At 65.3% G+C, this 24,249-nt stretch carries 25 protein-coding genes; 15 read left to right on the plus strand and 10 right to left on the minus strand.

Annotated features, from left to right (window positions below):
* Nucleotides 1-25: 25 nt before the first annotated feature.
* The gene (locus ACN9MB_RS00085) at nt 26-286 is read right to left on the minus strand and encodes a GlsB/YeaQ/YmgE family stress response membrane protein (RefSeq protein WP_204634827.1); all 261 of its coding nucleotides are present in this window, start codon (nt 284-286) and stop codon (nt 26-28) included.
* Between the two features lie 192 nt (nt 287-478).
* Between ACN9MB_RS00085 and ACN9MB_RS00090 the strand changes: the two genes are divergently transcribed.
* Nucleotides 479-2,683 carry a hypothetical protein gene (locus ACN9MB_RS00090; RefSeq protein ID WP_426270345.1) on the plus strand — a complete coding sequence of 735 codons (2,205 nt, stop codon included), beginning with the start codon at nt 479-481 and terminating at the stop codon, nt 2,681-2,683.
* 140 nt (nt 2,684-2,823) lie between these two features.
* Nucleotides 2,824-3,915, plus strand: coding sequence for a PA0069 family radical SAM protein (locus ACN9MB_RS00095; protein ID WP_426270346.1), 1,092 nt, complete (start codon nt 2,824-2,826; stop codon nt 3,913-3,915).
* Nucleotides 3,916-3,931: 16 nt separating this feature from the next.
* Here ACN9MB_RS00095 and ACN9MB_RS00100 read toward each other — a convergent pair whose 3' ends face one another.
* From ACN9MB_RS00100 to ACN9MB_RS00125, 6 genes are all read right to left on the minus strand, one after another.
* Nucleotides 3,932-5,410 carry a hypothetical protein gene (locus ACN9MB_RS00100; protein WP_426270347.1) on the minus strand — a complete coding sequence of 493 codons (1,479 nt, stop codon included), beginning with the start codon at nt 5,408-5,410 and terminating at the stop codon, nt 3,932-3,934.
* Nucleotides 5,407-6,303, minus strand: coding sequence for an ABC transporter ATP-binding protein (locus ACN9MB_RS00105; RefSeq protein WP_426270348.1), 897 nt, complete (start codon nt 6,301-6,303; stop codon nt 5,407-5,409). The genes ACN9MB_RS00100 and ACN9MB_RS00105 overlap by 4 nt, the downstream gene beginning before the upstream one ends.
* Before the next feature lie 59 nt (nt 6,304-6,362).
* Nucleotides 6,363-6,746, minus strand: a complete 384-nt coding sequence (locus tag ACN9MB_RS00110) for a GntR family transcriptional regulator (protein ID WP_204634833.1) — start codon at nt 6,744-6,746, stop codon at nt 6,363-6,365.
* 114 nt (nt 6,747-6,860) lie between these two features.
* On the minus strand, nt 6,861-8,885 hold the full coding sequence (locus ACN9MB_RS00115; protein WP_426270349.1) for a S9 family peptidase: 2,025 nt from the start codon (nt 8,883-8,885) through the stop codon (nt 6,861-6,863).
* A gap of 81 nt (nt 8,886-8,966) precedes the next feature.
* Nucleotides 8,967-9,911 (minus strand): patatin-like phospholipase family protein, encoded by a 945-nt coding sequence (locus ACN9MB_RS00120; protein ID WP_426270350.1) that lies wholly within the window; start codon nt 9,909-9,911, stop codon nt 8,967-8,969.
* A gap of 177 nt (nt 9,912-10,088) precedes the next feature.
* Nucleotides 10,089-11,102 carry a class 1 fructose-bisphosphatase gene (locus ACN9MB_RS00125; protein ID WP_426270351.1) on the minus strand — a complete coding sequence of 338 codons (1,014 nt, stop codon included), beginning with the start codon at nt 11,100-11,102 and terminating at the stop codon, nt 10,089-10,091.
* A 327-nt stretch (nt 11,103-11,429) separates the two neighbouring features.
* Here ACN9MB_RS00125 and ACN9MB_RS00130 point away from each other — a divergent pair, with 327 nt between their 5' ends.
* The 6 genes from ACN9MB_RS00130 (at nt 11,430) to ACN9MB_RS00155 (ending at nt 16,382) form a co-directional block, all read left to right on the plus strand.
* Nucleotides 11,430-12,047 (plus strand): DJ-1/PfpI family protein, encoded by a 618-nt coding sequence (locus ACN9MB_RS00130; RefSeq protein WP_426270352.1) that lies wholly within the window; start codon nt 11,430-11,432, stop codon nt 12,045-12,047.
* Between the two features lie 22 nt (nt 12,048-12,069).
* Complete coding sequence (locus ACN9MB_RS00135; RefSeq protein ID WP_204634842.1) at nt 12,070-12,264, plus strand: hypothetical protein; 195 nt, start codon at nt 12,070-12,072, stop codon at nt 12,262-12,264.
* Entirely contained in the window at nt 12,261-12,665 is a 405-nt protein-coding gene (locus ACN9MB_RS00140) for a GFA family protein (RefSeq protein ID WP_426270353.1), read from the plus strand. Before ACN9MB_RS00135 ends, ACN9MB_RS00140 begins: the two co-directional genes overlap by 4 nt.
* A gap of 52 nt (nt 12,666-12,717) precedes the next feature.
* Complete coding sequence (locus ACN9MB_RS00145) at nt 12,718-13,347, plus strand: glutathione S-transferase family protein (RefSeq protein ID WP_426270354.1); 630 nt, start codon at nt 12,718-12,720, stop codon at nt 13,345-13,347.
* A 145-nt stretch (nt 13,348-13,492) separates the two neighbouring features.
* Entirely contained in the window at nt 13,493-14,200 is a 708-nt protein-coding gene (locus ACN9MB_RS00150) for a helix-turn-helix transcriptional regulator (RefSeq protein WP_204634845.1), read from the plus strand.
* A 391-nt stretch (nt 14,201-14,591) separates the two neighbouring features.
* Nucleotides 14,592-16,382 (plus strand): DUF885 domain-containing protein, encoded by a 1,791-nt coding sequence (locus ACN9MB_RS00155; protein ID WP_426270355.1) that lies wholly within the window; start codon nt 14,592-14,594, stop codon nt 16,380-16,382.
* Between the two features lie 48 nt (nt 16,383-16,430).
* On the opposite strand, the gene ACN9MB_RS00160 is transcribed toward ACN9MB_RS00155, so the two are convergent.
* Nucleotides 16,431-16,973 carry an SRPBCC family protein gene (locus ACN9MB_RS00160; RefSeq protein WP_426270356.1) on the minus strand — a complete coding sequence of 181 codons (543 nt, stop codon included), beginning with the start codon at nt 16,971-16,973 and terminating at the stop codon, nt 16,431-16,433.
* Between the two features lie 141 nt (nt 16,974-17,114).
* Here ACN9MB_RS00160 and ACN9MB_RS00165 point away from each other — a divergent pair, with 141 nt between their 5' ends.
* Nucleotides 17,115-17,507 (plus strand): MbcA/ParS/Xre antitoxin family protein, encoded by a 393-nt coding sequence (locus tag ACN9MB_RS00165; protein WP_426270357.1) that lies wholly within the window; start codon nt 17,115-17,117, stop codon nt 17,505-17,507.
* A gap of 157 nt (nt 17,508-17,664) precedes the next feature.
* The gene (locus ACN9MB_RS00170; RefSeq protein WP_204634849.1) at nt 17,665-18,348 is read left to right on the plus strand and encodes an RES family NAD+ phosphorylase; all 684 of its coding nucleotides are present in this window, start codon (nt 17,665-17,667) and stop codon (nt 18,346-18,348) included.
* A gap of 68 nt (nt 18,349-18,416) precedes the next feature.
* On the opposite strand, the gene ACN9MB_RS00175 is transcribed toward ACN9MB_RS00170, so the two are convergent.
* Both ACN9MB_RS00175 and phhA read right to left on the minus strand, forming a co-directional pair.
* Nucleotides 18,417-19,028 (minus strand): OmpW/AlkL family protein, encoded by a 612-nt coding sequence (locus tag ACN9MB_RS00175; protein WP_426270358.1) that lies wholly within the window; start codon nt 19,026-19,028, stop codon nt 18,417-18,419.
* A gap of 163 nt (nt 19,029-19,191) precedes the next feature.
* Nucleotides 19,192-20,082 carry a phenylalanine 4-monooxygenase gene (phhA, locus tag ACN9MB_RS00180; protein ID WP_426270359.1) on the minus strand — a complete coding sequence of 297 codons (891 nt, stop codon included), beginning with the start codon at nt 20,080-20,082 and terminating at the stop codon, nt 19,192-19,194.
* 145 nt (nt 20,083-20,227) lie between these two features.
* On the opposite strand from phhA, the gene ACN9MB_RS00185 reads away from it, so the two are divergent.
* The 5 genes from ACN9MB_RS00185 to ACN9MB_RS00205 all read left to right on the plus strand — a co-directional run bounded on the left by ACN9MB_RS00185 (nt 20,228) and on the right by ACN9MB_RS00205 (nt 24,242).
* A complete protein-coding gene (locus tag ACN9MB_RS00185) occupies nt 20,228-20,704 on the plus strand; it encodes an Lrp/AsnC family transcriptional regulator (protein ID WP_204634852.1) in 477 nt (158 codons plus the stop codon).
* 99 nt (nt 20,705-20,803) lie between these two features.
* Nucleotides 20,804-21,580 (plus strand): lysophospholipid acyltransferase family protein, encoded by a 777-nt coding sequence (locus tag ACN9MB_RS00190; protein ID WP_239535308.1) that lies wholly within the window; start codon nt 20,804-20,806, stop codon nt 21,578-21,580.
* Nucleotides 21,577-22,581 (plus strand): YheT family hydrolase, encoded by a 1,005-nt coding sequence (locus ACN9MB_RS00195; protein ID WP_204634854.1) that lies wholly within the window; start codon nt 21,577-21,579, stop codon nt 22,579-22,581. Before ACN9MB_RS00190 ends, ACN9MB_RS00195 begins: the two co-directional genes overlap by 4 nt.
* A gap of 103 nt (nt 22,582-22,684) precedes the next feature.
* On the plus strand, nt 22,685-23,086 hold the full coding sequence (locus tag ACN9MB_RS00200) for a DUF3224 domain-containing protein (RefSeq protein ID WP_204634855.1): 402 nt from the start codon (nt 22,685-22,687) through the stop codon (nt 23,084-23,086).
* 61 nt (nt 23,087-23,147) lie between these two features.
* Nucleotides 23,148-24,242 (plus strand): PQQ-dependent sugar dehydrogenase, encoded by a 1,095-nt coding sequence (locus ACN9MB_RS00205; RefSeq protein ID WP_426270360.1) that lies wholly within the window; start codon nt 23,148-23,150, stop codon nt 24,240-24,242.
* Nucleotides 24,243-24,249: the final 7 nt, after the last annotated feature.

Here is a 24,249-nt window from a genome sequence, read left to right on the forward strand (position 1 = left end):
CGCGCCTTTTTTCATGGTGCATGACTCACACGCTGCGGATGACGCCAACGATGGCCAGCAGCACGACCGCGCCGATGAATGCGTGCAGCACGCTGTTGACGAACGGGCTGACCACGGCGAAATGCACGCCCAGCCGCGGCAACAACCATCCCGCGAAGAACGCGCCGACGATGCCCACCACGATGTTGCCGATCAGTCCGAAGCCGAAGCCACGCACGATCAAGCCGGCGAGCCAGCCGGCAATGGCGCCGATCAACAGGAAAACGAGCAGGCCTTCGACGGTCATCGCACTCTCCTTGCCGTGAAACGGTGGGCGAAGTATCCACAGCCCCGCGTCGCACGAACGTGACGCAAGAACCTTCCTTCAGCGCAGGGTCGGCGACGTCGCCAAAACGTGCATGCGGTGGCGGGTGACAGCGGCCCGTCGCGCTACTATCGTCGCGGCCAGGGGGAACGCACGGCACCTGGAGGGAGCCGCATGCCCGAAAGCGAACGCGCAAGCAGCAACCGTCGACCGGGCATCCGTCGACGTTGGCGACGCATGTTGGGCTGGAGTGCGCTGGTGCTCGATCACCTCAAGCCGGTGCGCGTGTCGTTGCTTATCCTCGCCATCGCCGTGGTGGTGGCCATTGCCGTGGATCAAGCGGCCGAACTCTTCCTTATCGCATTGTGGACCGATCCCAGCGGAGCGCGTTACCTCGCTTTGCTGATGACCAGTGCCCTGGCCGGATTGGCGATGTGGCATGCCGCGCGCAACGCGTACCGCTTGCGCTATCCCCGTTGGCCCGCGCTGCAGGACGAACGCGCCGCCTTCCTGCGCGACTGGCTGCCACGCGTGCTTGGCGGCCTGATACCGCTGCTGGTCTGCCTCGGCTACGTGCTCGCCCTCGCCAAGTTGCCGCATGGTCCATGCGGCATCACCGATCACTGCGCACAACGCAGTTGGCGTGCGCTCGGCCTGCTGGTGGAGTCGGCCCTCCTGATCGCCTTCTTCGTTTCCCGTCGGCGCCTGTGGAGTGCGCTGTCCCATCGCGTTCCGCGGATCGGCACGCCGCGTGCCCGGCCCCGGGACGAGAAGCGCGTATGGCGTGTGCGCGACCTCGGCAGGTTCGCCGTGATCACCTACGTGACCGTGGTCACGCTGAACGTGCTGACCACCGTGCTGATTGCCTTCGTGCCCGAGCTGCTCGACGGCATGGGGCCGCTGGCCATCCTGCTGATATCCGCCGCCTTTCTTTGCTACAGCGGCAGCCTGCTGTGCATGGCGGGCGACCGGCGCGGCATCCCGCTGCTGACCATCATGCTGCTACTCAGCGCGTCGCTGCACTGGCTGCACCTCAACGACAACCACAAGGTGCGGCAGTACGCGGGCATGAGCACGCACGAGCAACCCGCGCTGCAGCCAGCAGACACGCGGCCCAGTTTCGATGCTTATGCGGAGGCGTGGCTCAAGGATCGTTGCGTCGGCCACGACCCATGCCCGGTCATCCTGGTGGCCGCGGAAGGCGGCGGCATTCGTGGTGCAGCGTGGACGGCGCAGGTACTCAGCCGTCTCACTGCCATCACGCAGCAGGGGCAGCCCTCGAACGGCGAACCGCTGTTCGCGCGCTACCTGTTCGCGGGAAGCGGCGTGTCGGGCGGAAGCCTGGGCTTGGCAGTTTACGTAAGCGCGCTGGCGCTGCCGCCATCGGTGGACACCACCACGCTCGAAGCGCGCGCGCAACGCATGCTGAGCCACGACTTCCTCGCGCCCACGCTGGCCAATACCTTCTTCGTCGATTTCACCCAACGCTGGCTCCCCGGCGCCTGGCTCGACGATCGTGCACGCGCATTGACGCGTGCCTGGGAATCGGCGGCGCGCAGGGAAGGCATGCCGGCATTCGATCAGCCGTTCTCCGCACTCTATGCGCAGCCAGGTGCTCCGTTACCTGCCTTGTTCCTCAACAGCACCACCGTGGCCGAAGGCAAGCGCTTCATCCAGCATCCCTTCCAGCCGGTCGCCACGCCGCAACGCCAACCGTGGACGGCGGGACTGGACGGGTCGAGCTGGCTCGATCCCCGCGTGCCGCTCAGCGAGGTGGTGCTCAACAGCGCACGCTTCACCTACGTCAGCCCGGCCGGCACGCTGGAAACGCATCTGGCCAATCCGCCGGTGCCCAACCGCATGCAGCTGGTCGATGGCGGCTACTTCGAGAACTCCGGCAGCACGACGCTGCTCGAGCTGATGCGCTTGTTGCGCAGCAAGGCGAAACAACAAGGGCTGTCGCTGCGCTTCATCGTGATTCACATCAGCAACGATCCGCTGATGAGCGACTTCATCGAACAACACGACGCGGCGCATCCGATGCCGTTCTACTCCGCCGCCTGCCCATCGGTACCGGGCGTCGTGCATGAACCGGTGAGTGGCGAGGCGATCGCACCGTTGAACGCGTTGCTCGATACCCGCAGCGCACGCGGCGAATACGCTCGCGTGCAATTGCTGGATGCGCTTCGGCCGGATGCTGCCGATCCCGCGCGCGGCGACATGCTGTGGCACTTCCGGCTGTGTCCGGGCAACTATCCCATCCCGCTGGGCTGGACGATCTCCACACCGGTATTCGGTGAACTCGGGCGGCAGCTGGATCTGTATCCGCTGCAGGCCATGGGCGATGCCCTGCGCATGCAGTTGCTGCCCACCCGCTAACTTTCACCTGTAGGAGCGCACCCTGTGCGCGACCGTCACGCATGGATGTATTGCTCCGCCGGGCCGTCGCGCACAGGGGCGCTCCTACAGCAAGTCGAGGTGTCGCGTCGACTGAGACATCGCCGGCGCACACTAGCGACATGTCCGAATCCTTTCTTCCACCGCAGGCCCTGAAAGGCCGGGGCGCGGCTTCCAATCCGGAAGGGCGCTTCGAGTCGATCCGTCATCATGCCGAAGACGACGGCTGGCAGAGCCTGCTGCTGGACGAACAGGCGCCGCGTCCGCGCACCGAAGTGACCGAAGAACGCGCGCGCAGCGTGATCACCCGCAACGATTCGCCGGACATCCATTTCAACCAGGCGCTCAACCCGTATCGCGGTTGCGAACACGGCTGCATTTATTGCTTTGCACGCCCATCGCACAGCTACATCAATCTCTCGCCCGGACTCGATTTCGAAACCAAGCTGCGCGCCAAGAGCAATCTCGCCGAGGTGCTACGTCACGAGCTGGCGCGGCCGTCGTATACGGTGAGCCCGATCAATATCGGCAGCAACACCGACCCCTACCAGCCCATCGAGCGCCGCTGGAAACTCACCCGCGCCGCGCTCGAAGTGCTTGCGGAATGCAGGCACCCCTGCACCATCGTGACCAAGAACGCGATGGTGGAACGCGACATCGACATCCTCGCCCCGATGGCACGCGAGAACCTGGTGCAGGTATTCGTGTCGATCAACTCGCTCGACAATCATCTTGCCGCCAAGCTCGAACCGCGTGCCAGCGCGCCGCATCGCCGCATCAAGGCGGTGCGCACGCTGCGCGAAGCGGGCATACCGGTAGGCGTGCTGGTGGCGCCGATCATCCCGGGGCTCAACGATCGCGATATGGAAGCCGTGCTGGAACAGGCTGCCGATGCCGGTGCCACTTGTGCGGGCTACACCACGCTGCGCCTGCCGTACGAGTTGAAGGCGCTGTTTCGCGAATGGCTTGCCCTGCACGTGCCACAGCGCGCTGCGCACGTGATGAGCCTGATACAACAGATGCACGGCGGCCGCGACTACGACAGCGATTTCACCACGCGCATGAGCGGGCAGGGCGTGTTTGCCGAACTCATTCGCCGCCGTTTCGATGTGGCTTGCCGCAAGCATGGTTTCGGCCGTGCGCGTGAACTGAGGTTGGACACCAGCAAGTTCATTCCGCCGCGCAAGCCCTCGCCACAAGGACAGCTGTTTTAAGACTGCCTGGCTGCCCTCAGCCGTTAGGCATGAAGGCGTGTGGCCGCGACTTCCAGGCTATCCATCCACGGCGGCCCATCCAGGCGATCACCATGCTCACGATGATCCAGCCCGCGAGCAGGACAAGGGAATACGCCAGCGGGGGCGTCCATAGTCGCGAACCCGGCTGGCTGCTGGTCAGGAACGAATTGCTGCCGATCAGCAGGCTGATGCTGATCATCAGCGAGAACATGCCCGAAGGTGCCAGCGGCCGGCCGCCGATGGCCGCGATCACGCAGGCGATAAGTGCCGCCGCACAGCCGAACTGTCCGACGACCAGCAACAGCATGCTGATGGCCGACGGATGCGAAGGCAGTATCAGCGCGATCAGGGCGATCAGGGCGCCCATCTGCAGCACCAGGGGGCGGCGCAAGGCGACCATCAAGGTGCGCTGCTTGACGGTGTGGGCATTGCCCAATCCCGGTAAAAGGGCGAGCAGCGGCAGCTCGGCGTTGTTCTTCTTCCAGCGTTGCTGGATCAGCATGATGGTGGTGAACATCAGACCCATGCTGCCGAACATCGCGATCCAGCCGATAAGCAGCATGGCTAACGGCCACCAGGCATGAAACGAAAACGCATGATTTCCCAAGAAAGTGAGAAACAGGATCGAGCATGGCACGAGCATGGCGAGAAGCCCCGGCGCCAGGCCCTGCAGATGTCCGCGCAGGGTTCGGGGTAAATACCAGCCGCCCAGTGCGACGCGCAGGGTGTTGTCGGGTTGGCTGGGACCGACGTGACGAAGATCGGGTTGCGGCTGCATCCAGTCAGGCCGTTGGCGCACCTGGGTGGTGGCGTCCAGGCCGTTGATGGCGCTGCCGCCGGCCCAGTGGCCGCGCCGATACTGCAGCACCATGGGGCCTGAAAACCCCATTTGGCCTTGTGCCGGCTTGGCGGTCACGGCGCGCCAGCGCAGCACGCATACGACGAGCAATGCCATGGCCAGCGTGCTACCCCAGGAAACGAACCGCGCATCGCCGATATGAGGCAGGTTGTAGACGCGCGAAAGCATGTTGAACAGAGCGGGGAACATACCGAGGAACACCGCGACATAGCGCGGCAGCAGGGCGAAGCAGAGACCGCCAAGCACGCAAAGCAGCGAGCCCAGCAGCATGGACATCTGATCGGTGCCATGCACGACGGCGATGATCGCCGTGGGCAGCAGGCTCAGCACCGCATAGAACACCGTGGCCAGCACGGCTGTCCGGTACATGCCGGGAAGGCACAACCAGCGGGCCTCGATGGCCAGAAGCGACATGCCTGAAAGAAAGAACGCCCACAAGTAGATCAGTCCAACGTCATAGGCGCCGACCATCATCCAGGCCGGTTCGCCGCGCTTGGCGAAAAGCAACAAAGCGATCGCTCCCAGCGCACAGAGCGTGAGCACGGCGAGCGACAACCAGCGCAACTGGACGTGGGTTGCGCGCCAAGGAGCGAGCAGCATCGCTTGGGCGTTCATCCGGCGATCTCCACGAACAGGTCCTCCAGCCCAAGCGCATCCACGCGTGCGCCGGGAAGGCGAGCCGCTTCCGGCCATGAGCCGTCCGCTCGACGTTCGATGACCAAGCTAAGGCTGCCGTCGGCATGACGCGTCTTGCCGAGCGTATTCGACGGCGCAGCAGCGGTCATCGATGCGGGCAACCACAGGCGTGCGAAACGCTCCTTGGTTTCGTCGACGGCACACTGCAGCAGCAATTTGCCCTCGTGAAGAAATGCGATATCGGAGGCCACGCGCTCAAGGTCGGACACGATATGCGTGGAGAACAACACCGTGGTGCCCGCCTCGCCAGCGCGCAGCGCGATCTCGCGCAGCAGGTCGCGGCGTGCCACCGGATCGAGCGCTGCGGCCGGCTCGTCGAGTATCAGCAGGGAAGGTTGAGAGGCCAGGGCGCGGATCAGGTCCACGCGCTGGCGCTCGCCCGGTGAAAGTTTGCCCAATACTTTGTTAGGAAGAATGCCCCACTCGCGCAGCTTAGTCTTGGCGAACGATGCATCCCAGCTGGGATAGAAGCGTCCGACATAGTCGAACATCTGCTGCGCGGTGAGCCAGGCCAGCGCTTCGGGCTGTTGCGGCACATAAGCAAGACGTGCCTTGACGCTATCGGGTAGCTTGAGCGCAGGCTCGCCAAATAGGCGCGCCTCGCCCGAATCGGGTTTGAGCAGGCCCACCATGGCGCGAATCAAGGTCGACTTGCCGGCGCCGTTGCGGCCGATAAGGCCGAGCACGCTGCCTTGTAGCAACGTCAGGTCGATACCGGCCAGCACGAGTCCATCCTCGTATCCGTGCGTGAGCTTGTGCACCGCCAGTGGTGCGGCGTCGTGGTCAGTGATCGATCGCAGTACGGCGTTCATCGAACTACCCCTCGCAGTCTGATGCGTGTGGAGACAGGGCGGCCTTCACCGCCGGACGTTCATTCCTCGAGCAAGCGGCCCAGCCGGCGCAGCACCGCGTCGCCCGGCAGTTCCAGCTCACGCGCATGGCGCGCCAGATCCTGCAGCTGCGGCTCCAGCAGCGCCATGCGTTGCGCCTGCGTGGCCGTACTGCGGGTGGTGGCGGCTACCGCCATGCCCTTGCCGCGCAAGCGTTCCAGCAGGCCCTCGGTCTCGGCCATGCCGTAGGCGCGCGATACCGTCATCGGATTGATGGCGTGAAAACCTGCGACATCGCGCACCGACGGCAGCAGTTCGCCTGCTACCAGCTGGCCGCCGGCAATCAGCCGGCGCAGCTGCTCCACGATCTGCCGGTAGATCGGCTCGGCGGAGGTGGGTTGTATGGCGAACATCGAGGCATCCATGTGTATTAATACAACAATACACTTGGGTCCGGTTCAATAGGCCAAATGGTAGGGGCACAAAAAAACCGCCGATGCGGACATCGGCGGCTTGATTGGGACTACATGCGGTGACGCTTACTTGGACGCCGGCAGGTACTTCTCGAACCACATCAGGGCGCGCTGCAGCACGTCGCGTTGATGCTCGGGATCCACGAAGTGGTGTCCTTCGTTCGGATACACCACCAGCGAGGTAGGCACGCCCTGCGCACGCAACGCATGCCAATACTCGAACGATTGCGGTGCGGGGCATTCCGCGTCGCGGTCGCCCACCACGATGAGCGTGGGCGACTTGCTCTGCTTGATGAAGTTGATCGGCGAACTCTTCGCGTACGCCTGCGGGTCGTCGTATACCGACGAGCCGAAGAACGGGATCATCCACTGGTCGATCAGGTTCTGGCCGTAATAGCTCTGCCAGTTGGCAATGCCCGCGCCTGCCACCACTGCGCGGAAGCGCTGCGTCTGGGTGGGGATGAACATGCTCATGAAGCCGCCGTAGCTCCAGCCGGTGAGGCCCAGGCGCTTGTCGTCGACCGGCAGCTTCTTCTCGATGGTGTCGATGCCGGCGAGGATGTCGCGCAGGTCGCCGTGACCGAAATCCTTGCGATTGGCCTGCACGTACGCCTCGCCCTGGCCAAAGCTGCCGCGCGGATTGGGCATGAAGACGAAGTAACCCAGCGCGGAGAACGGCTCGCCGGCAAAGCCCATGCGCGGCCAGCGCGGAATCACCGCGCTCGACGGGCCACCGTGCACGGTGACGATCATCGGATACTTCTTGTTGGCGTCGTAATTGGCGGGATACAGCAGCCAGCCCTGCACGCGGCGGCCTTCGCTATCCCATTCCACCGACTCGGCCTTGCCCCAGCGCGGCTTGAGCGCTGCATTGATGTGCGTGACGGCGGGTGGTGCATCGCCACCCAGCGCGCCTGCATGCACTTCCGGCGCGTCGGTGTACGAACTCTGGGTGAAGGCGACGCGCGAACGGTCGGAAGAAAGCGAAAGCGCCATCGATGCCGTGCCATCGCCGATATCGGCGGGCAGCGTGAACAGCACGCGCGTGGGCGACGCCATGTTGTCGTTGATGCTGTAGTCGGCCACCTGGCTCTGGCCATTGGCGACCTGCGACACCAGCAATTTCTGTGCACCGTTCCAGGCGAACCAGGCTGGCGTCACATGCGTACCGGGGGTGAGGTTGGCCGGTTCGCCGCCCGTCGCCGCCACGGCGTACAAGTCGCCGCCGGTCGAGCCCTGGTCGCTCATCAAGCCACCGATGAAGACGATGCGCTTGCCATCGGGCGACCAACGCGGCAACGCCATCTGCAAACCGTGCAGCGAGCCCTTCACGATCGACGGATCGACCACCACCGAGGCGATCGCATCGGGCTGTGCGTTCTGCACGTAAAGCTTGGCCACCCACCAGTTGTTGTCGCCCGGCGGCGGCGCGCCGGTAAAGGCGATGCGCGTGCCATCGGGCGACCAGGAAAATTCGTAGGCATACGTCGCCGCCGAGGTGAGCAGGCGCACCGCGCCGCCTTCGGCTGCGACGCTGGCCACACGCTGCACTTCCAGTCCGTCCACGCCGATCTCGCCGGAAGCCGGCTTGGCCGCGTACACCGCGCTGGCGCGGCGGGTGCCGTTGGGCACGTAGAGGAAGCCCAGCGACTTGCCATCGGGCGACCAGCTCAACCCTTGCGCCACGCCGGGCAGCGACGCCATGTGATGCGGCGTATCGTGCGCCTGCGTGCCGACGATCAGCAGGTCTTTCTGCTTGCCGCCGTTGGCGCAACTGGAAAGGAACGCCAGGTGCTGCGAATCGGGCGCCCAGGTCGGATCGCTCTCGTTGCAGTCGCCCGTCTTGGCGCCGCCGATGCGATGCACATCGCTGCCATCGGCCTTGGCCAGTTCGATCGCATCCTTGCCATCGGTGCGCACCACCCAGGCGAGCTGGCTGCCGTCGGGCGAAAGCTGTGCGGCGGAGATGGCGCGCACCTTGCCCAGCTCGGACAGCAGCTGGTCGATGCGCGGGTCGATGCCGGCAGCCTGGACGGAAGCAGCGAAGGTCGCCGCCAACAGGGGCAGCAGCAGACGGGCAGGGTGGTGCATGGCGAAACCTGTAACGCGGGGAAAGCGACACGCTAACAGGCACGGCCGGCCCTGTGTGGAAGCTTTGGCGTGACTAATGGCCTAGTGCGCAGCCATGGCCTGCTGTTGCCGCGCCATCTGCACGGCCGCGATCCTGGCCTTGATCGCCGGCATCGCGGCCAGCGCGGCGCGCTCGCCTTCCATGATGGCCTGGTCCTTCTGCTCGAAGTCCGCGGCGCCGATCTGGTTGACCTTGGGCCGGATCACGATGTCCGCACGCGCCAGCTCCTGCTCGCCCAGCTTCTGTCCCATGATGCTGATGGACTGGCCCACGATGTTGAGCATGCCCTGCGGATTGGCGCCGCTGGCCTTGCTGGAGATATCCACCGCGATCACCACGTCGGCGCCCAGCTGGCGCGCGGCATCGACCGGCACCGGGCTCACCACGCCGCCATCCACGTAATGCTTGCCGCTGATTTCCACCGGTTCGAACACGCCGGGCACGCTGCTCGACGCACGCACGGCCTGCCCGGTGTTGCCACGCACGAACACCGTGCGCTGCCCGGTTTCCAATTGCGTGGCGACCACGGCGAAGGGCACGTTGAGCTTGTCCAGCGGACGGTTCTTCACCTGCTGGTTCACGTAGTCCTGCAGCTTCTGCCCCTGCACCACACCGCCGGAAAACAACCGCACGTCGCGAAGGCTGGCCTGGTCGAGCGCGATCGCGGTTTCCTGCAGCTGGAACGCATCCATGCCGCTGGCGTAAAGCGCACCCACCACGCTGCCCGCGCTGGTGCCGGCCACCACGTCGGGGCGAATGCCGTTGGCCTCGAGCATCTTGATCACACCGATATGCGCAAAACCCTTCGCCGCACCGCCACCCAGCGCCAGCCCGATGCGCAGCTTCACCACCGGCGGCGGCGCGATGGGCGCAGGTGGCGGCGTGGGCTTGGTGCCGCCGAAACAGGCACACAGCGCCAGGCTGGCGAGCAAGGGCAGCACAGGGCGAATCGCCCAGGAGAACGAGGAGCTACGGGTGGACGTCATGTCGATGGGCGCGGGCGGCTCGAAGAGGAATGGCCAGCCCACCGATCCCTCGGCAGGCTGGTAACTGGCGAGCGAGTGTAAGACCGCGCAAGGGCGCAATGATGGCCGGATGCGGCGCGCGTTGGGCGCCGGTCAGCAAACAGTCGCTATCCCGGCGCAGCCCCATGGCGCTAGCGCTTAACCGGCCGCGTCCGCCTCGACGTGATAGTGCGTCGCCACATCCACTTCCTTCTTCGAACCGAGGAATACCGGCACGCGCTGGTGCAGGCCGGTGGGTTGCAGGTCGAGGATGCGCGAGCGGCCGGTGGTGGCGGCGCCGCCGGCCTGTTCGACGATGAAGGCCATCGGGTTGGCTTCATACATCAGGCGCAGCTTGCCGCCCTTGGATTTGATCTTGGCGTCGAGCGGATAGAAGAACACCCCGCCGCGCGTGATGATGCGATGCACGTCGGCCACCATCGAGGCGACCCAGCGCATGTTGAAATCCTTGCCGCGCGGGCCTTCCGTGCCGGCCAGCAGCTCGCCGATGTAACGCTGCATCGGTGCTTCCCAATGCCGCTGGTTCGACATGTTGATGGCGAACTCGGCGGTTTCTTCCGGGATGCGGATGTTGCGGCGGCTCAGCACGAAGCTGCCCACTTCGCGATCGAGGGTGAACTCGTGCGTGCCGTGGCCAAAGGTCAACACCAGCACCGTGGCCGGGCCATACACCACATAACCGGCGGCCAGCTGGGTGGTGCCTTCCTGCAGGAAGTGCTCGGCCTTGGGTTCGGTGATGCCGTCGGGGCAGCGCAGCACCGAGAAGATGGTGCCGACGGAAATGTTCACGTCGATGTTGGAGCTGCCATCGAGCGGATCGAACAGCAGCAGGTGGTGGCCCTTCGGATACATGTCGGGAATGGGCTGCGGGTGTTCCATTTCTTCCGAAGCGCATGCGGCGAGCTGACCGCCCCAGGCATTGGCTTCGAGCAGGATCTCGTTGGAGATCACGTCCAGCTTCTTCTGCGCCTCGCCCTGGATGTTGCCGGTGCCCGCCTCGCCCAGCACGCCCCCCAGGGCGCCCTTGTTGGTGGCCACCGCGATGCGCTTGCAGGCACGGGCGACGACTTCGATCAGCAGGGACAGCTCGGCATTCATGCGGCCGGCGCGGCGTTCCTCGATCAGGAACTGGATGAGCGAGATGGACTTCATGGCGAACCCGCAGGAAAAGGTGCGCCTATTGTCCCGGTTGATGCCGACACTTGTCAGCTCAAAGTGTGACCAGTCGGTTCATCTATGCGATCTGGAAACCTTTTCGGACAAACCACCTCGGGGGCCGCGGCTGCCTCCTGTGGGAGCGCACCCTGGGCGCGACAGGCGTCCGGGTGCCTCGCGTCAACCGGTTGTCGATATGGCGCCCGGGCGTCAGTCGCGCCCAGGGTGCGCTCCCACAAAAGGGGATCGTGGCCCGGCCCCTACTGACAACACGTTGGCAGCAGGGGGTACCCACACTGGCCTCGGTCAGAAGGAGGGATTCTCATGCGCGATACGGTGTATTTCCTGGCATTCGACGGCTACGCGGACTGGCATGCGGCGCATGCCCTGTGTGAGATCCGTCGGCCGGGCGATTGGCAATTGAAGACGGTGGGGTTCTCCCTGCAGCCGGTGCTCTCCATGGCCGGGCTGCGGGTGGTGCCGGAGCTCACCCTGGACCAGCTGGAGGTGAAGCGCGCGGCCTTGCTGGTCGTTCCCGGTGGGTACCTGTGGGAACACGGCCACGGCGAGGAAGCGGTGGAAGCCGCACGGCGTGTCCACGACGCCGGTGCGACCGTGGCCGCCGTCGACAGCGGTGTGCTGGTGCTGGCCCGGGCCGGGCTGTTGGATGCCTGCCGTCATACCAGCAGCTGGCCGGGCCACATCGGCACCCATGTGCCCGGCTATGCGGGCGCCGATCAGTACGACGCCCAGGCGCTCGCCGTGAGCGACAGTGGCGTGATCACCGCCAGCCAGCTGGGCAGCGTGGAGTTCGCCCGCGAGGTGATCCGCACGCTCGATCTGTACAACCCCAGCGATCGCGAGCACTGGTTTCGCCTGTTCAAGCACGCCCTGCCGCCGCCGTGGTGCGCGGGCGACGTCGCCGCGGCAGTGGCGGCCTAACGAACGCAACGAGGAGGACGTCATGGCTATTTCGATGGGCAAGATCCTGATGGCGTATCGGCCGCTCTACCTGCGCGGGTTGCTGATGGACGGGCAGTACCGCCTGCCGGTGAGCGATCCGGAGCCGCCGAAGGGAAAGAAGGTGAAGGCGAGCAAGCAGATCGACGCCGAGCGCATGCCGGCCTCGCCGGCAACACTACGAGGAGCACGTGCATGAGCCGCACTTATCACGGCAGTTGCCACTGCGGCGCTGTCCGTTACGAAGCGAACCTGGATCTGTCCAACGGCACGGGGCGCTGCAATTGTTCGATCTGCCGCAAGCTGCGTTTCTGGAGTGCGCGGGCCGACCTGAAAACGTTTCAAGTGGTCAGCGGCGAGGACGCGCTGGTCGATTACACGTTTGGCACCGACAGCACGCACAACCTGTTCTGTCGCCATTGCGGCGTGCACTCGTTCCATCGCGGCTACGTCGAACAGATCGGCGGCGAGTTCGTCGCCGTCAACGTCGCCTGCCTGGACGATGTGAGCGACGAGGAATGGTCGACGGCGCCGGTGCGCTATTCCGACGGACGCGACAACAACTGGTGGAACGCCCCCGCCATCGCCAACTACCTCTGAACCGGAACGACGGCCGTCACGGCCGCCGTCCCCCTGCTGCGAGAGCTACGCCATGACCACGTCACGCGTCACCTTCTATCACGCACCCAACAGTCGCTCCGGCGGCACCCGCGCCCTGCTCGAAGAGCTGGGTGTGGAGTACGACCTGCACGTGCTCAATCTGCGCAAGAACGAGCAGCGCGAATCGCCGTACACGTCGGTGAATCCGATGGGCAAGGTGCCGGCCATCTGGCATCGCGGCGAACTGGTGACGGAACAGCCGGCGGTTTATCTCTACCTGGCCGATCTCTACGCCGGGAAGGGGCTGGCGCCGGGTCTGGATGATCCTCTGCGCGGGCCGTATCTGCGTTGGATGGTGTTCTACGGTTCGTGCTTCGAGCCGGCCGCGGTGGACCGCGCCATGAAGCGCGATGCGGTACCGCCGTCGACCTGTCCGTATGGCGACTGGGACACCATGTTCAACACACTGGTGGCGCAGCTGGAACGTGGCCCCTACATGCTGGGCGAGCGCTTCAGCGCGCTCGACGTGCTGTGGGGCAGCGCCCTGCACTGGATGACGGAGTTCAAGCTGGTGCCGGCGTTGCCGGTGGTCCGCGCGTATGTGGACCGCGTGATGTCCCGTCCGGCCGTGCAGCGCGCGGCGGCGTTGGACGCGGCGCTGGCGGAAGCGCAGGCGGCGTGAGTGAATGGTTTCGGGCGTAACGGTGATGCCCGTCGCCTCCGCACCAGCGGAGATGACGGGCGTGCGGTGTGCGCCACGTCATGACCCCTGTCATGCATGACTCACGGCGCTGGCTCCGCGCCGGCTGCTCCGCCATCATCTGCGGATGCGTCGCGCCGACCGGCTTTTCCTCATCATCCACGCCCTGCGGGGGCGCCGCACGGCGTTGCAGGCGCGCCAGCTGGCGGGCACGCTCGGCGTGTCGTTGCGCACCGTCTATCGCGACGTGGCCGATCTGCAGCTCTCCGGCGTACCCATCGAAGGCGAGGCCGGCGTCGGCTATCTGCTGCGCAAGGGCTCGGACATCCCACCCCTGATGTTCACCGCCGACGAGCTCGAATCGCTGGTGGTGGGCACGCGCTTCGTGCGGGCCTTCGCTGGTCAGAAACTCGCGCAGAGCGCGCAGGCCGCCTTGCTGAAGATCGAGGCCGTGCTGCCCGCCGAACTGCGCGAACGCGCCACCCGCACGCGCATCTACGCGCCGATCTGGCGCGACCAGACCAAGACCGATTTCGCTGCCCTGATCGACCGCCTCAACGCTGCCATCACCGACAACCAGGTGCTGCGCCTGGAGTACAGCGACGAAGCCGGGCGCACCAGTACCCGCGATGTGGAGCCCTTGTGCCTGGCGTTCTGGGGTGGTGCGTGGACTTTGGGCACGTGGTGCCGTTTGCGCGTGGGCTTCCGCAATTTCCGGCCGGATCGCATCGCTGGTTGCACCATCACGGGTGAGCGATTCGAGGAAATGGACGGCCGCAATCTGGACGCCTATTTGCAGGCGATGCGCGGGTACTACGAGGGAATGGAAGGCTGAACGTTCGACTCTCTTTCCCCTCCGGCCCACCCGCCACGTCGTGCGGGGACTCCAAAGAGCCAAGGGCCGAAGCCAAGAGCTGAGAGCTGCAGATCCAATGCGGGAGCGCACTTGTGCGCGACAAACCTACGGAGCGATACACCCAAGCGTGGCAGTCGCGCACAAGTGCGCTCCCACAGGAGGCCTGCTCCTTGGGCGACCCGGTCGCGGGAACGCGACGATCGCAGCGGATTCAAGCCACTCAACCCGTCAGTCATGGCACGATGCGAAGGCGACGCCCCGTTGCCCATGGCCTCACCCAGCTTCCGCCACAGGCGCTGGCCGACGGGAGCGTAGAGGATGCCGTGTCGGCATCGCCGCTTACGACCTCTTTGGTAAAGGGAAACCCGCAGTGAAGAAAGCTCTACGCACGACCTGGCTGGCCGCGGCCACCACGCTCGCACTGGCCGCACCGGCCTGGGCCGATACCAACGCCGATGCGCGCTTCAAGCAGATCTACGAGCAGGAATGGGCCTGGCGCAACGGCCAATCGGGCATCGCCAGCTCGGGCGAGGCGCAGGCGAACGGCTCGCACCTGGACAACGTGGATGCGGCCAACCAGCAGAAGCGTCTCGACTACTGGCAGAAGGTGTCCAACGATCTGGACGGCATCGACCTCAAGCAGCTGTCGCCGGAAGCGCAGGTGAATTACGCCGTGTACCGGGCGCAGATCCAGAACCTGCTTGCCGCGCAGAAGTTCAAGCAGTGGCAGATGCCGTTCAACAGCGACTCGGCGTTCTGGAGCGAGCTCGGCTACTTGCTCGACGGCGACAAGCTGCGCACCACCCAGGACTACCAGCGCTACGTCGATCGCCTCAATGAAGTGCCCGCGTACTTCCAGCAGCAGATCGACAATATGCGCGACGGCCTGGCACGCGGCTTCACCGTACCGCGCGAAGTGCTCAAGGGGCGCGATGCCTCGATCAGCTCGGTATCGGAACTGAAGGACCCGACGCAGAGCAGCTTCTACAAGCCCTTCGAGAACATGCCCTCCAGCGTGCCGGCAGCCGACGCGGCCAAGCTGCGCGACGCGGCGAAGAAGGCGATCAGCGGCAAGGTGATTCCCGCCTACGCCAACCTGCTCACGTTCTTCCACAACGAATACGAAGCCAAGGCGCGCACCACGCTGGCCGCCGAAGCAATGCCCGATGGCAAGGCGTTCTACCGCCAGCAGATCATCGAATACACCACGCTGGATCTCGATCCCGACACCATCCACAAGATGGGCCAGGAGCAGGTGGCGAAGATCCACGCCGAGATGGTCAAGACCATGCAGGACACGGGCTTCAAGGGAAGCTTCGCCGACTTCCTGCATTTCCTGCGCACCGATCCGCAGTTCTATGCCAAGACGCCCGACGAACTGCTGATGCGCACGGCCTGGGTCGCCAAGCAGGTGGATGCGCAGCTCGGCAAGGAGTTCGGCCGCCTGCCGCGCCAACGCTTCGCCATCGTGCCGGTGCCGGCCGATATCGCCCCGTACTACACCTCCGGTCGCGGCGGCGCGGGCACCTATCTGGTCAATACCTACGATCTGCCGTCCCGCCCGCTCTACAACATGCCGGCGCTGACGTTGCACGAATCGGCGCCAGGCCACTCGCTGCAACTGGCGCTGGCGGCCGAACAGCGCGGCCAGCCGGAATTCCGTCGACAGGGCTATATCTCCGCGTACGGCGAGGGCTGGGGCCTGTATTCGGAATACCTCGGCAACGAGATGGGCATCTACAAGACGCCGTACGATCGCTTCGGTTACCTCACCTACCAGATGTGGCGCGCCTGCCGCCTGGTGGTCGATACCGGCATCCATCACCTCGGCTGGACGCGCCAGCAGGCGATCGATTTCATGACCCAGAACACCGCTTTGTCCGATCGCGAGATCGCCAACGAAGTAGACCGCTACATCAGCTGGCCGGGCCAGGCGCTGTCGTATGAACTCGGTTACCTGAAGATCCTGGAACTGCGCCAGAAGGCCGAGCAGGCGCTCGGTACCAAGTTCGACATCCGCCACTTCCACGACACCGTGCTGCAGATCGGCTCGGTGCCGTTGCCGGTGCTGGAAAAGCGCATCGAACGCTTCATCGCCGACGGCGGCCCGGAGCCGGACTTCGGCTGCGACTGTGCCAAGGACAAGGACGCGAAGAAGTAATGCACCCCGCGACCCCGGCCTGGCCGGGGTCGTTGCCTTGGGCGTCGGTCAGGGTTTGGCTGGCGCGCCCTTGCCGCGGTCCGCATAGCGCTGCAAGCGGTCGAGCTGTTCCATCAGCACGCCGTTCACCGCGGGGGCGATCTTGTCGAGGCCGCTGGCGCTCGAGCCGTTGACGCGATAGTCCAGTTGCAGCGCGGTGCCTTCGGGCGAGGGCTTGAGCGTGAACGTCAGCACGCCTTGTACGGCCATGGCCTGCAGCGGTCCCAGCGCGGTATCCAGGCGCAGCAGATGACCGGGAGCAGCCCAGATGACGCGGCCGTGTTCGACGCTCTGGTTGTCCCAGCGCTCGCAGAAGCAACCGCCGGCCTCGGCCTTGAGGCTCAAATGCGAGGCGTCGCCGGAGTAGCTGTGTTCGCCGTTCCACCACTTGGCCACGTCGATCAAGGCCGCGTAGAGCTTGTCCGGTGGCGCGTGGACCACGCGGCTGTCCTGGATCAGCAGGTGATCGGCGGCGGCTTCCTTCACTTCCGCCTGCGCCCCGAGGGCATGAAGCGACAGCAAAACAGCGGCAACAGCGGCTTGCGTGCGCATGGCGCGTCCTCCGGCAGGGCGGGGCGAGTATGCGACGGCGGGTGGGGCGCCTGTATTGGCCGAACGGCAGATGACCGGCCACTGGCGAAAAATGCATCAGTGGAGTAAATTCACTTTCAACTTCACTGGGAGAGTTGAACCATGGCGGCTCATCTCCAGCCTGAAACCCATCCCGTCGCCGATCTCGGCGGCCCCGCGCTGCGCGCCTTCTTCAATATCGCCGAACGCTGGAACCTGCGCATCACCGACCAGCGCCGCCTGCTGGGCGATCCGCCGGAATCGACGTTCTACAAGTGGAAGCGGCTGCAAAGCGGCACGCTGGGGCGCGACACGCTGGAGCGCATCAGCTACCTGTTGGGCATCTTCAAGGATCTGCAGATCCTGTTTCCCGATCCTGGCCAGGCCGACGGCTGGGTCCATCGCGCGAACCGCGCCACCCTGTTCGGCGGGCAGTCGGCGCTGGAACGCATGCTTTCGGGGAACGTCGCCGATCTCTACGTGGTGCGCCAGTATCTGGACGCGCAGCGCGGCTGACCGGACACGCCGTCGTTGTGGGGATGCGCCCATGCGCGGCCGTAGCGTTGCGCTCTGGCGATCACCCGGGTCAAATCCTACGCAGCAGATCGCAATCGGCGATACATGCCGACGTCATACTTTCTTCTTCTGGCGACACGCGTGAGAGATCCACGTCATGGCCGACATTCCACCGCTCAAACGCGTCCGCTGGAGCCATGCTTATCGCATCGTGCCCAGCCGGTTTCCGCCCATCGGCGTATTCGACCGCATTGCCGAACCCGGCGACCTGGACGCGCTGTACGCCATCGAGGCGATGACCAATCCGCGCCTGCGCGATGAGATCGGCGAGCTGCACCTGGTGCCGCCGGATCGACGCGTCAGCGGTCCGGGCACCACGCCGGTGATGGCGGCGTTCACCCATCTCAATCCGGAGGGCAGCCGTTTTTCCGATGGCAGCTGGGGCGTGTTCTATGCGGCGCACAGCGTGGCCACCGCTGTGGAGGAGACGGTGTATCACCGCGAACTGTTCCTTGCCGCCACCGCCGAGCCGGCGTGCGATATCGAGATGCGCTGCTACAGCACCAGCATCCAGGCGAAGTTGCACGATCTGCGCGGCGGCTGGAAGCCCCAGCACGATCCGGACAACTACGCCGCGGGCGTGGCGCTGGCGCGCAGGCTGCGCCGTGAAGGTTCCGACGGTCTGGTCTACGACAGCGTGCGCCATGCCGGCGGCGAGTGCGTGGCGGTGTTCTATCCCGACCGGGTGGCGCCCTGCGTGCAGGCGCAACACCTGATGTATCGCTGGGACGGCAAGCGCATCGCGCAAGTGCTCACTGTCGACGAATGGAAGCGCGGCTAGCGGCGCGCATAAAAAAGGGCCCTTCCTGCGAAGGGCCCCAACGGCGTCCTTGCCGATGGACCTCCCCTTTAGAAGCGGTAACCCACGCTGGCGCCGAACACCACCGGATCGATCTTGGCCTTGCCGACGCGGTCGCCATTGACCTTCACGTCGCTCTCAATGTTGGCCCAGCGCACGTCGACGGTGGCCAGCCACTTCTCGCTGATCTTCAGGTCGAAGCCGGCGCGCACCGCGCCGCCCCAGCTGTTGGCGATGCTCACGCTGTTGCCGTACAGCGCGCCGGTGGCATGGGTGCCGAAGAAGTTGGTGTAGTTGACGCCCAGGCCCAGGAACGGCGACCACGCGGCATCGGGCATGAAGTGGTAGTTGATGCCGAAGGTCGGCGGCAATTGCTTGGTGCGTGCCACCGTGCCGAGGCCGGCGAGCTTGACGTCATGCATGAACGGCCAGGCACCCAGCGCGTCGACGCCCCAGTTCGGCGTGAACATGTATTCGAGGTCGATGCTGGGCCGCGTGCTGCTGCTCACGTCGGCGCGTGCGCCGGCGAGCGTGCCGTTGTTGCCCTTGGGGGCGACGACAGCACCACCGACCCGCACCACCCACGAATCGTCGGCATGGACGTTGGAAACGGCGAGTGCACCAAGGGTGGCGGCGAGGGCGAGGGGAAGCAGCGCTTTCATGATGTCGTTCCGTTTGTTGCGGTGGGGATGACGTCATGGTCGTTAGGAAGTCGTTGCTTGCTTTTGATCCAGATCATTCGCCCTTGGGGCATTCGGACGCAGGCGCGCGCACGAAAAAGCCCGCGCAAGGCGGGCTTTTCGGTGTTTGGCGAAGGGCCGGCGATCAGGTGTCGGCGTTGGTCGCCCAGCCTTCGCGATTGCCGCGCGTGAACACGCGGTCGCCATCGAGCACGTCGCCCGCGGCGTGTGCGGGCACTTCGCGCAGCTGCGCGTAGATCGGGGTGAAGTCCGGCCGCGTGGCCTCGAACAACTGCTCGAAGCTGTCGATCACGAAGTAGGTCTGCTGGAACGTGTCGATGCGGTAGCGCGTGCTCATCACGCGTTCCAGGCCGAAGCCGATGCGGTTGGGCGAGGCCGAGTCCAGCGAGTAGATCGACTCGCCTTTGGAACTGACGATGCCGGCGCCGTAGATGCGCATGCCGTCCTTCGTGTTGATCAGGCCGAACTCCACCGTGTACCAGTACAGGCGCGTGAGGTTCATCAACGCCTCGGGCCCGATCGCGAAGGCCTTCATGCCGCCCCTGCCGTAGGCCTGCATGTAATCGGCGAACACGGGGTTGAGCAGCAGCGGCACGTGGCCGAACAGGTCGTGGAACAGGTCGGGCTCGCTGAGGTAGTCGAGCTGGTCGGGCTTGCGGATCCACCAGCTCACCGGGAAGCGCCGGTGCGCGAGGTGATCGAAGAACACTTCGTCCGGCAACAGACCTTCCACCGCCACCACTTCCCAGCCGGTCGCCGCGCCCAACACCTTGTTGAGCTCAGCGAACTTCGGGATGCCGCCGTCGCCCAGGCCGAAACGCGCCACGCCGTCCATGAACTCCTGGCAGGCGCGGCCGGGCAACAGCTCGCGCTGGCGCTGGAACAGGGTGTCCCATACCTGATGGTCGGTGGCGGAATAGTTCGCCCACGGCTGCTCCACCACGCCCGTGGCATAGACCGGGACGTAGCCTCGGTCGGTCTGCTGATGCTCGACCCGGCGGGGAGGGGTGTTCATGGCGTGCTCCTGGCAACAAGGCCGGCTTGCGTAGATGCCTCAGCATAGGGCGATTGCCGCGCACGATGCTTGTTTTATTGCATTGATTCAGTTTGTTTGCGCAATAATCGTGTTTCCCTATTCGTATCTATGGAGATTTATTGCCATGGCTACCCTGGACCGCACCGACCTGCGGATTCTGGCCGTCCTCCAGTCCGATGGCCGCATCACCAATGCCGACCTGGCGGAGAAGGTCAGCCTCTCGCCGTCCGCCTGCCTGCGCCGCCTGCAGAAGCTCGAGGCCGACGGCGTGCTCACCGGCTACACCGCGCAAGTCGATCCCCAGGCTGTCGGCCTGGGCCTGCAGGCGCTGGTGCGCGTGCAGCTGACCAAGCACGAGAGCGCCGCGGTGGAGCGCTTCGTGGAGCTGGTGAACGGCTGGCCCGAGGTGGTGTCCTGCTATGCGCTGACCGGCGACATGGATTACCTGTTGCATGTCTACGTGGCCGACCTGCAGGATTTCTCCCGCTTCCTGCTCGATCGGCTGCTGAACGCCTCGGGCGTCGCCGATGTCAATTCCAGCTTCGTATTGCGCACGGTGAAGCGCTCGTCGGCGCTTCCCCTGACCCAGCTGGACCATTAAAAAGCATGGTGCGACGCGGGGACGCAGGGGCTGACTAACGCTAAACTAACCGGACTGATGAATAGCCAATCCCTTTCCGCCCCCGCCCGCCGAGATTCCATGCGACCCCTGCGCTACCTCTGGCGCGTGCCGCTGCTGCTGCTGCATGTGGTGCTCGGGGTGCTGCTTTGCTCGCTGGTGATTACCTGGCGCCGCAACGCGGTGATGAAAGACGGCCGCGAGCCCTTTGCGCATCGCACCATCCGTTGGTGGTCCACCGCCTTGCTGCGCATCTTCGGCCTGCGTTCCGTACGCGTCGGCCAGCCGCTGGCCGATCCGGTGCTGTTCGTGGCCAACCACACCTCGTGGATCGATATCGAACTGCTGCACAGCCAGCGCGCGGCCTGCTTCGTGGCCAAGGCGGAAATCGCCAGCTGGCCGCTGGTGGGCTGGCTGGCCTCGGCGGGCGGCACCATCTTCCATCGCCGCGGCAGCAACCATTCGCTGGCGGCGGTGATGCAGGTGATGGTGGATCGCCTGCGCGGCGGTCGTTCGGTGGCGGTGTTTCCGGAAGGCGGCACGGGCCACAACGGCGTGTTGCGCGTGTTCCATGCGCGCATCTTCCAGGCCGCGCTCGATGCCGAAGTGCCGGTGCAGCCGGTGGCGCTGCGCTTCGCGCGCGACGGTCGCCGCGTGGTGGATGCCGGCTTCCGCGAGCACGAGAACTTCATGCAGAACTTCCTGCGTCTGCTGGGCGAAGCGCCGCTCGATGCCGAAGTGCATTTCCTCGCGCCCGTGGCGGCGATGCCGGATGCGCGCCGCCGCATGGCGGAAACGGCACGCGAGCGTATTGCGCAGGCGCTGGAAGACAAGCCGGGCCACGAAAACCACGCATGACGCTGCCCAGGGGAAAGGATTTTCTGCCGCCGTGGCCGCTACGCAGCGGGCATATCCAGACCATGCTGTCCTCCAGCGGCGTGCGGCGCCTATTGCTGCCCAAGGCGGCGCAGACGGTGTTGCAGAATTCCCAGCCGATGGTGGTCAACGGCGGTGACGGCGTGCGCCTCACCGGCGCCTACACCATGCAGACGGCGCAGCCGCAGTCGCGCGGCCTGGCCGTGTTGTTCCACGGCTGGGAAGGCAGCGTCGATTCCACCTATGTGCTGCAGACCGGCAGCCGCCTGCTGGCCGACGGCTGGGACGTGTTCCGGCTGAATTTCCGCGATCACGGCGACAGCCACAACCTCAACGAAGCGCTGTTCCATTCCTGCCGCATCGACGAGGTGGTGCACGCGTTGAACGACATCGCGCAGCGCTTTCCTTCCCGCCCGATGGTGCTGGCGGGCTTCTCGCTGGGCGGCAATTTCGCGCTGCGTGCAGCCATGCAGGCGCCCGCGGCGAAGCTGCCGTTGAGCTACGCGCTGGCGGTCTGCCCGATCATCGATCCGGGCGAAGGCCTGTTCTCGCTGGAAGCGCAGGCGCCGTGGTTCTACCAGGCCTACTTCATGCACAAGTGGCGGCGTTCGCTGCAGGCCAAGCAGGCGGCGTTTCCGCAGCACCAGTATTTCGAGCTCGCCGAGCTCAAGCAGAACCTGCGCGGACTGACCGCCTCGCTGGTGGCGCGGCACACCGATTTCGGTTCGCTGGAAGCGTATCTGGACGGCTATTCGGTGGCCGGCCGCGCGCTGGAAGGCATGCACGTGCCATGCACCATCCTCACCGCGCGCGACGACCCGGTCATTCCGGTCGCCGCCTTCGAGCGGCTGGACCTGCCCGCCAACGTGGAGCTGGATATTTCGCCCTACGGCGGCCATTGCGGCTATATCCGCGGCTGGGACATGACCAGTTTCACCGACGACTACATCGCCGCGCGCTTCAACGCGATCGCCTCCGCCTGAGCTTCTCGTTGACAGCGCCGCGGCCGGCGCCGAGCATGCGCTGGTTGTCACAACGTCGCCGCATCATCCGCGCCAGCATCGACTAAAGACGGAGCAACCGGACATGGCACACGCCAAGGGCACGTTCGAAGTAAAGATCACGCCGCAAGCGCCCGAAGAAGGCGTGGGCGATCCCGGCGTGGGCCGCCTGGCGCTCGACAAGCAGTTTCATGGCGACATGCAGGCGCGCGGCCTGGGACAAATGCTCGCCATGGGCACCGCCGTCGACGGTTCCGCCGGCTACGTGGCGATGGAGCGGGTGCAGGGCAGCGTGCATGGGCGCCAGGGCAGTTTCGCCTTGCAGCACAGCGGCACCATGCATCGCGGCACGCCGCAGTTGTCGGTCACCATCGTGCCGGACTCGGGCACCGATGAGCTGGCGGGCATCGCGGGCCAGTTGACCATCATCATCGCCAACGGCACGCATTCGTACGATCTTCAGTACACGCTGCCCGATCTGCCGTGATGCTTTCCCGCGCCGCCGCGATGGCGTTAGGCTCTGGAACTCCCCACTCGGAGTGCCGTTCATGCGCAAGTCGATACTTGGTCTGTTCGGAATTCTCGCTGCCCACGCCGCGCTGGCGGCGCCGCAGTTGGACAAGCTCACGCTGCCGAAGGGATTCCATGTCGCCGTCTATTCCGACCAGGTGCCGAACGCGCGGGAAATCGCCCTGGGCGCCAAGGGCACCGTGTTCGTCGGCTCCAACAGCGCCGGCAAGGTCTACGCGCTCACCGACAGCAAGGGCGACGGCCGCGCCGACAAGGTGCGCGTGATCGCCAGCGGCTTGAAGCTGCCAGTAGGCGTGGCGTTCAAGAACGGCGACCTGTACATCTCCGCCGTGAGCAAGATCCTGGTGCTGCGCGACATCGAGAACCATCTCGACGACCCGCCGAAGCCCGAGGTGATCTACGACAAGTTTCCCACCGAAACGCACCACGGTTGGAAATTCATTGCGTTCGGACCCGACGGCAAGCTCTACGTGCCGATCGGCGCACCGTGCAACATCTGCGACAAAGACCAGGACTACGCCAAGATCACGCGCATGAACGCCGATGGCAGCGGCCTGGAAGATGTCGCCTTCGGTGTTCGCAACACCGTCGGCTTCGACTGGCAGCCCAAGAGCAAGCAGCTGTGGTTCACCGACAACGGCCGCGACCTGATGGGCGACGACATGCCCAGCGACGAGTTGAATCGTCTCACCCGCGTGGGCGAGCACTTCGGTTATCCCTATTGCCATCAGGGCGACACGCTCGATCCGGAATTCGGCCAGGGAAAGAATTGCAAAGACTACACGCCGCCGGTGTACAAGCTGGGCAACCACGTCGCCGCGCTGGGTCTGCGCTTCTACGAAGGTTCGCAGTTCCCGGCCAACTACCATGGTGCGATCATCCTTGCCGAACACGGTTCGTGGAATCGCAGCAAGAAATCCGGCTATCGCGTGATGAGCGTGCATCTCAACGGCGACAAGGTCGTCGCCTACGAACCGCTGCTGGAGGGATTCCAGCAGGACGAGAAGGCCTGGGGCCGTCCCGCCGACGTGCAGCCGCTGCCCGATGGCAGCCTGCTGGTGAGCGACGACCTGGCCGGCGCGGTCTACCGCGTGACCTATCAAAAACCCTGAGGCGGCG

The organism is Dyella kyungheensis (genome assembly GCF_049913195.1).
In the GTDB taxonomy this organism is placed as follows: Bacteria; Pseudomonadota; Gammaproteobacteria; order Xanthomonadales; family Rhodanobacteraceae; genus Dyella; species Dyella kyungheensis.

Coding starts and splice junctions, on each gene's coding strand:
- ACN9MB_RS00085 (WP_204634827.1), bottom strand. CDS start 286: ATGACCGTCGAAGGCCTGCTCGTTTTCCTGTTGATCGGCGCCATTGCC.
- ACN9MB_RS00090 (WP_426270345.1), top strand. CDS start 479: ATGCCCGAAAGCGAACGCGCAAGCAGCAACCGTCGACCGGGCATCCGT.
- ACN9MB_RS00095 (WP_426270346.1), top strand. CDS start 2,824: ATGTCCGAATCCTTTCTTCCACCGCAGGCCCTGAAAGGCCGGGGCGCG.
- ACN9MB_RS00100 (WP_426270347.1), bottom strand. CDS start 5,410: ATGAACGCCCAAGCGATGCTGCTCGCTCCTTGGCGCGCAACCCACGTC.
- ACN9MB_RS00105 (WP_426270348.1), bottom strand. CDS start 6,303: ATGAACGCCGTACTGCGATCGATCACTGACCACGACGCCGCACCACTG.
- ACN9MB_RS00110 (WP_204634833.1), bottom strand. CDS start 6,746: ATGGATGCCTCGATGTTCGCCATACAACCCACCTCCGCCGAGCCGATC.
- ACN9MB_RS00115 (WP_426270349.1), bottom strand. CDS start 8,885: ATGCACCACCCTGCCCGTCTGCTGCTGCCCCTGTTGGCGGCGACCTTC.
- ACN9MB_RS00120 (WP_426270350.1), bottom strand. CDS start 9,911: ATGACGTCCACCCGTAGCTCCTCGTTCTCCTGGGCGATTCGCCCTGTG.
- ACN9MB_RS00125 (WP_426270351.1), bottom strand. CDS start 11,102: ATGAAGTCCATCTCGCTCATCCAGTTCCTGATCGAGGAACGCCGCGCC.
- ACN9MB_RS00130 (WP_426270352.1), top strand. CDS start 11,430: ATGCGCGATACGGTGTATTTCCTGGCATTCGACGGCTACGCGGACTGG.
- ACN9MB_RS00135 (WP_204634842.1), top strand. CDS start 12,070: ATGGCTATTTCGATGGGCAAGATCCTGATGGCGTATCGGCCGCTCTAC.
- ACN9MB_RS00140 (WP_426270353.1), top strand. CDS start 12,261: ATGAGCCGCACTTATCACGGCAGTTGCCACTGCGGCGCTGTCCGTTAC.
- ACN9MB_RS00145 (WP_426270354.1), top strand. CDS start 12,718: ATGACCACGTCACGCGTCACCTTCTATCACGCACCCAACAGTCGCTCC.
- ACN9MB_RS00150 (WP_204634845.1), top strand. CDS start 13,493: ATGCGTCGCGCCGACCGGCTTTTCCTCATCATCCACGCCCTGCGGGGG.
- ACN9MB_RS00160 (WP_426270356.1), bottom strand. CDS start 16,973: ATGCGCACGCAAGCCGCTGTTGCCGCTGTTTTGCTGTCGCTTCATGCC.
- ACN9MB_RS00165 (WP_426270357.1), top strand. CDS start 17,115: ATGGCGGCTCATCTCCAGCCTGAAACCCATCCCGTCGCCGATCTCGGC.
- ACN9MB_RS00170 (WP_204634849.1), top strand. CDS start 17,665: ATGGCCGACATTCCACCGCTCAAACGCGTCCGCTGGAGCCATGCTTAT.
- ACN9MB_RS00175 (WP_426270358.1), bottom strand. CDS start 19,028: ATGAAAGCGCTGCTTCCCCTCGCCCTCGCCGCCACCCTTGGTGCACTC.
- phhA (WP_426270359.1), bottom strand. CDS start 20,082: ATGAACACCCCTCCCCGCCGGGTCGAGCATCAGCAGACCGACCGAGGC.
- ACN9MB_RS00185 (WP_204634852.1), top strand. CDS start 20,228: ATGGCTACCCTGGACCGCACCGACCTGCGGATTCTGGCCGTCCTCCAG.
- ACN9MB_RS00190 (WP_239535308.1), top strand. CDS start 20,804: ATGCGACCCCTGCGCTACCTCTGGCGCGTGCCGCTGCTGCTGCTGCAT.
- ACN9MB_RS00195 (WP_204634854.1), top strand. CDS start 21,577: ATGACGCTGCCCAGGGGAAAGGATTTTCTGCCGCCGTGGCCGCTACGC.
- ACN9MB_RS00200 (WP_204634855.1), top strand. CDS start 22,685: ATGGCACACGCCAAGGGCACGTTCGAAGTAAAGATCACGCCGCAAGCG.
- ACN9MB_RS00205 (WP_426270360.1), top strand. CDS start 23,148: ATGCGCAAGTCGATACTTGGTCTGTTCGGAATTCTCGCTGCCCACGCC.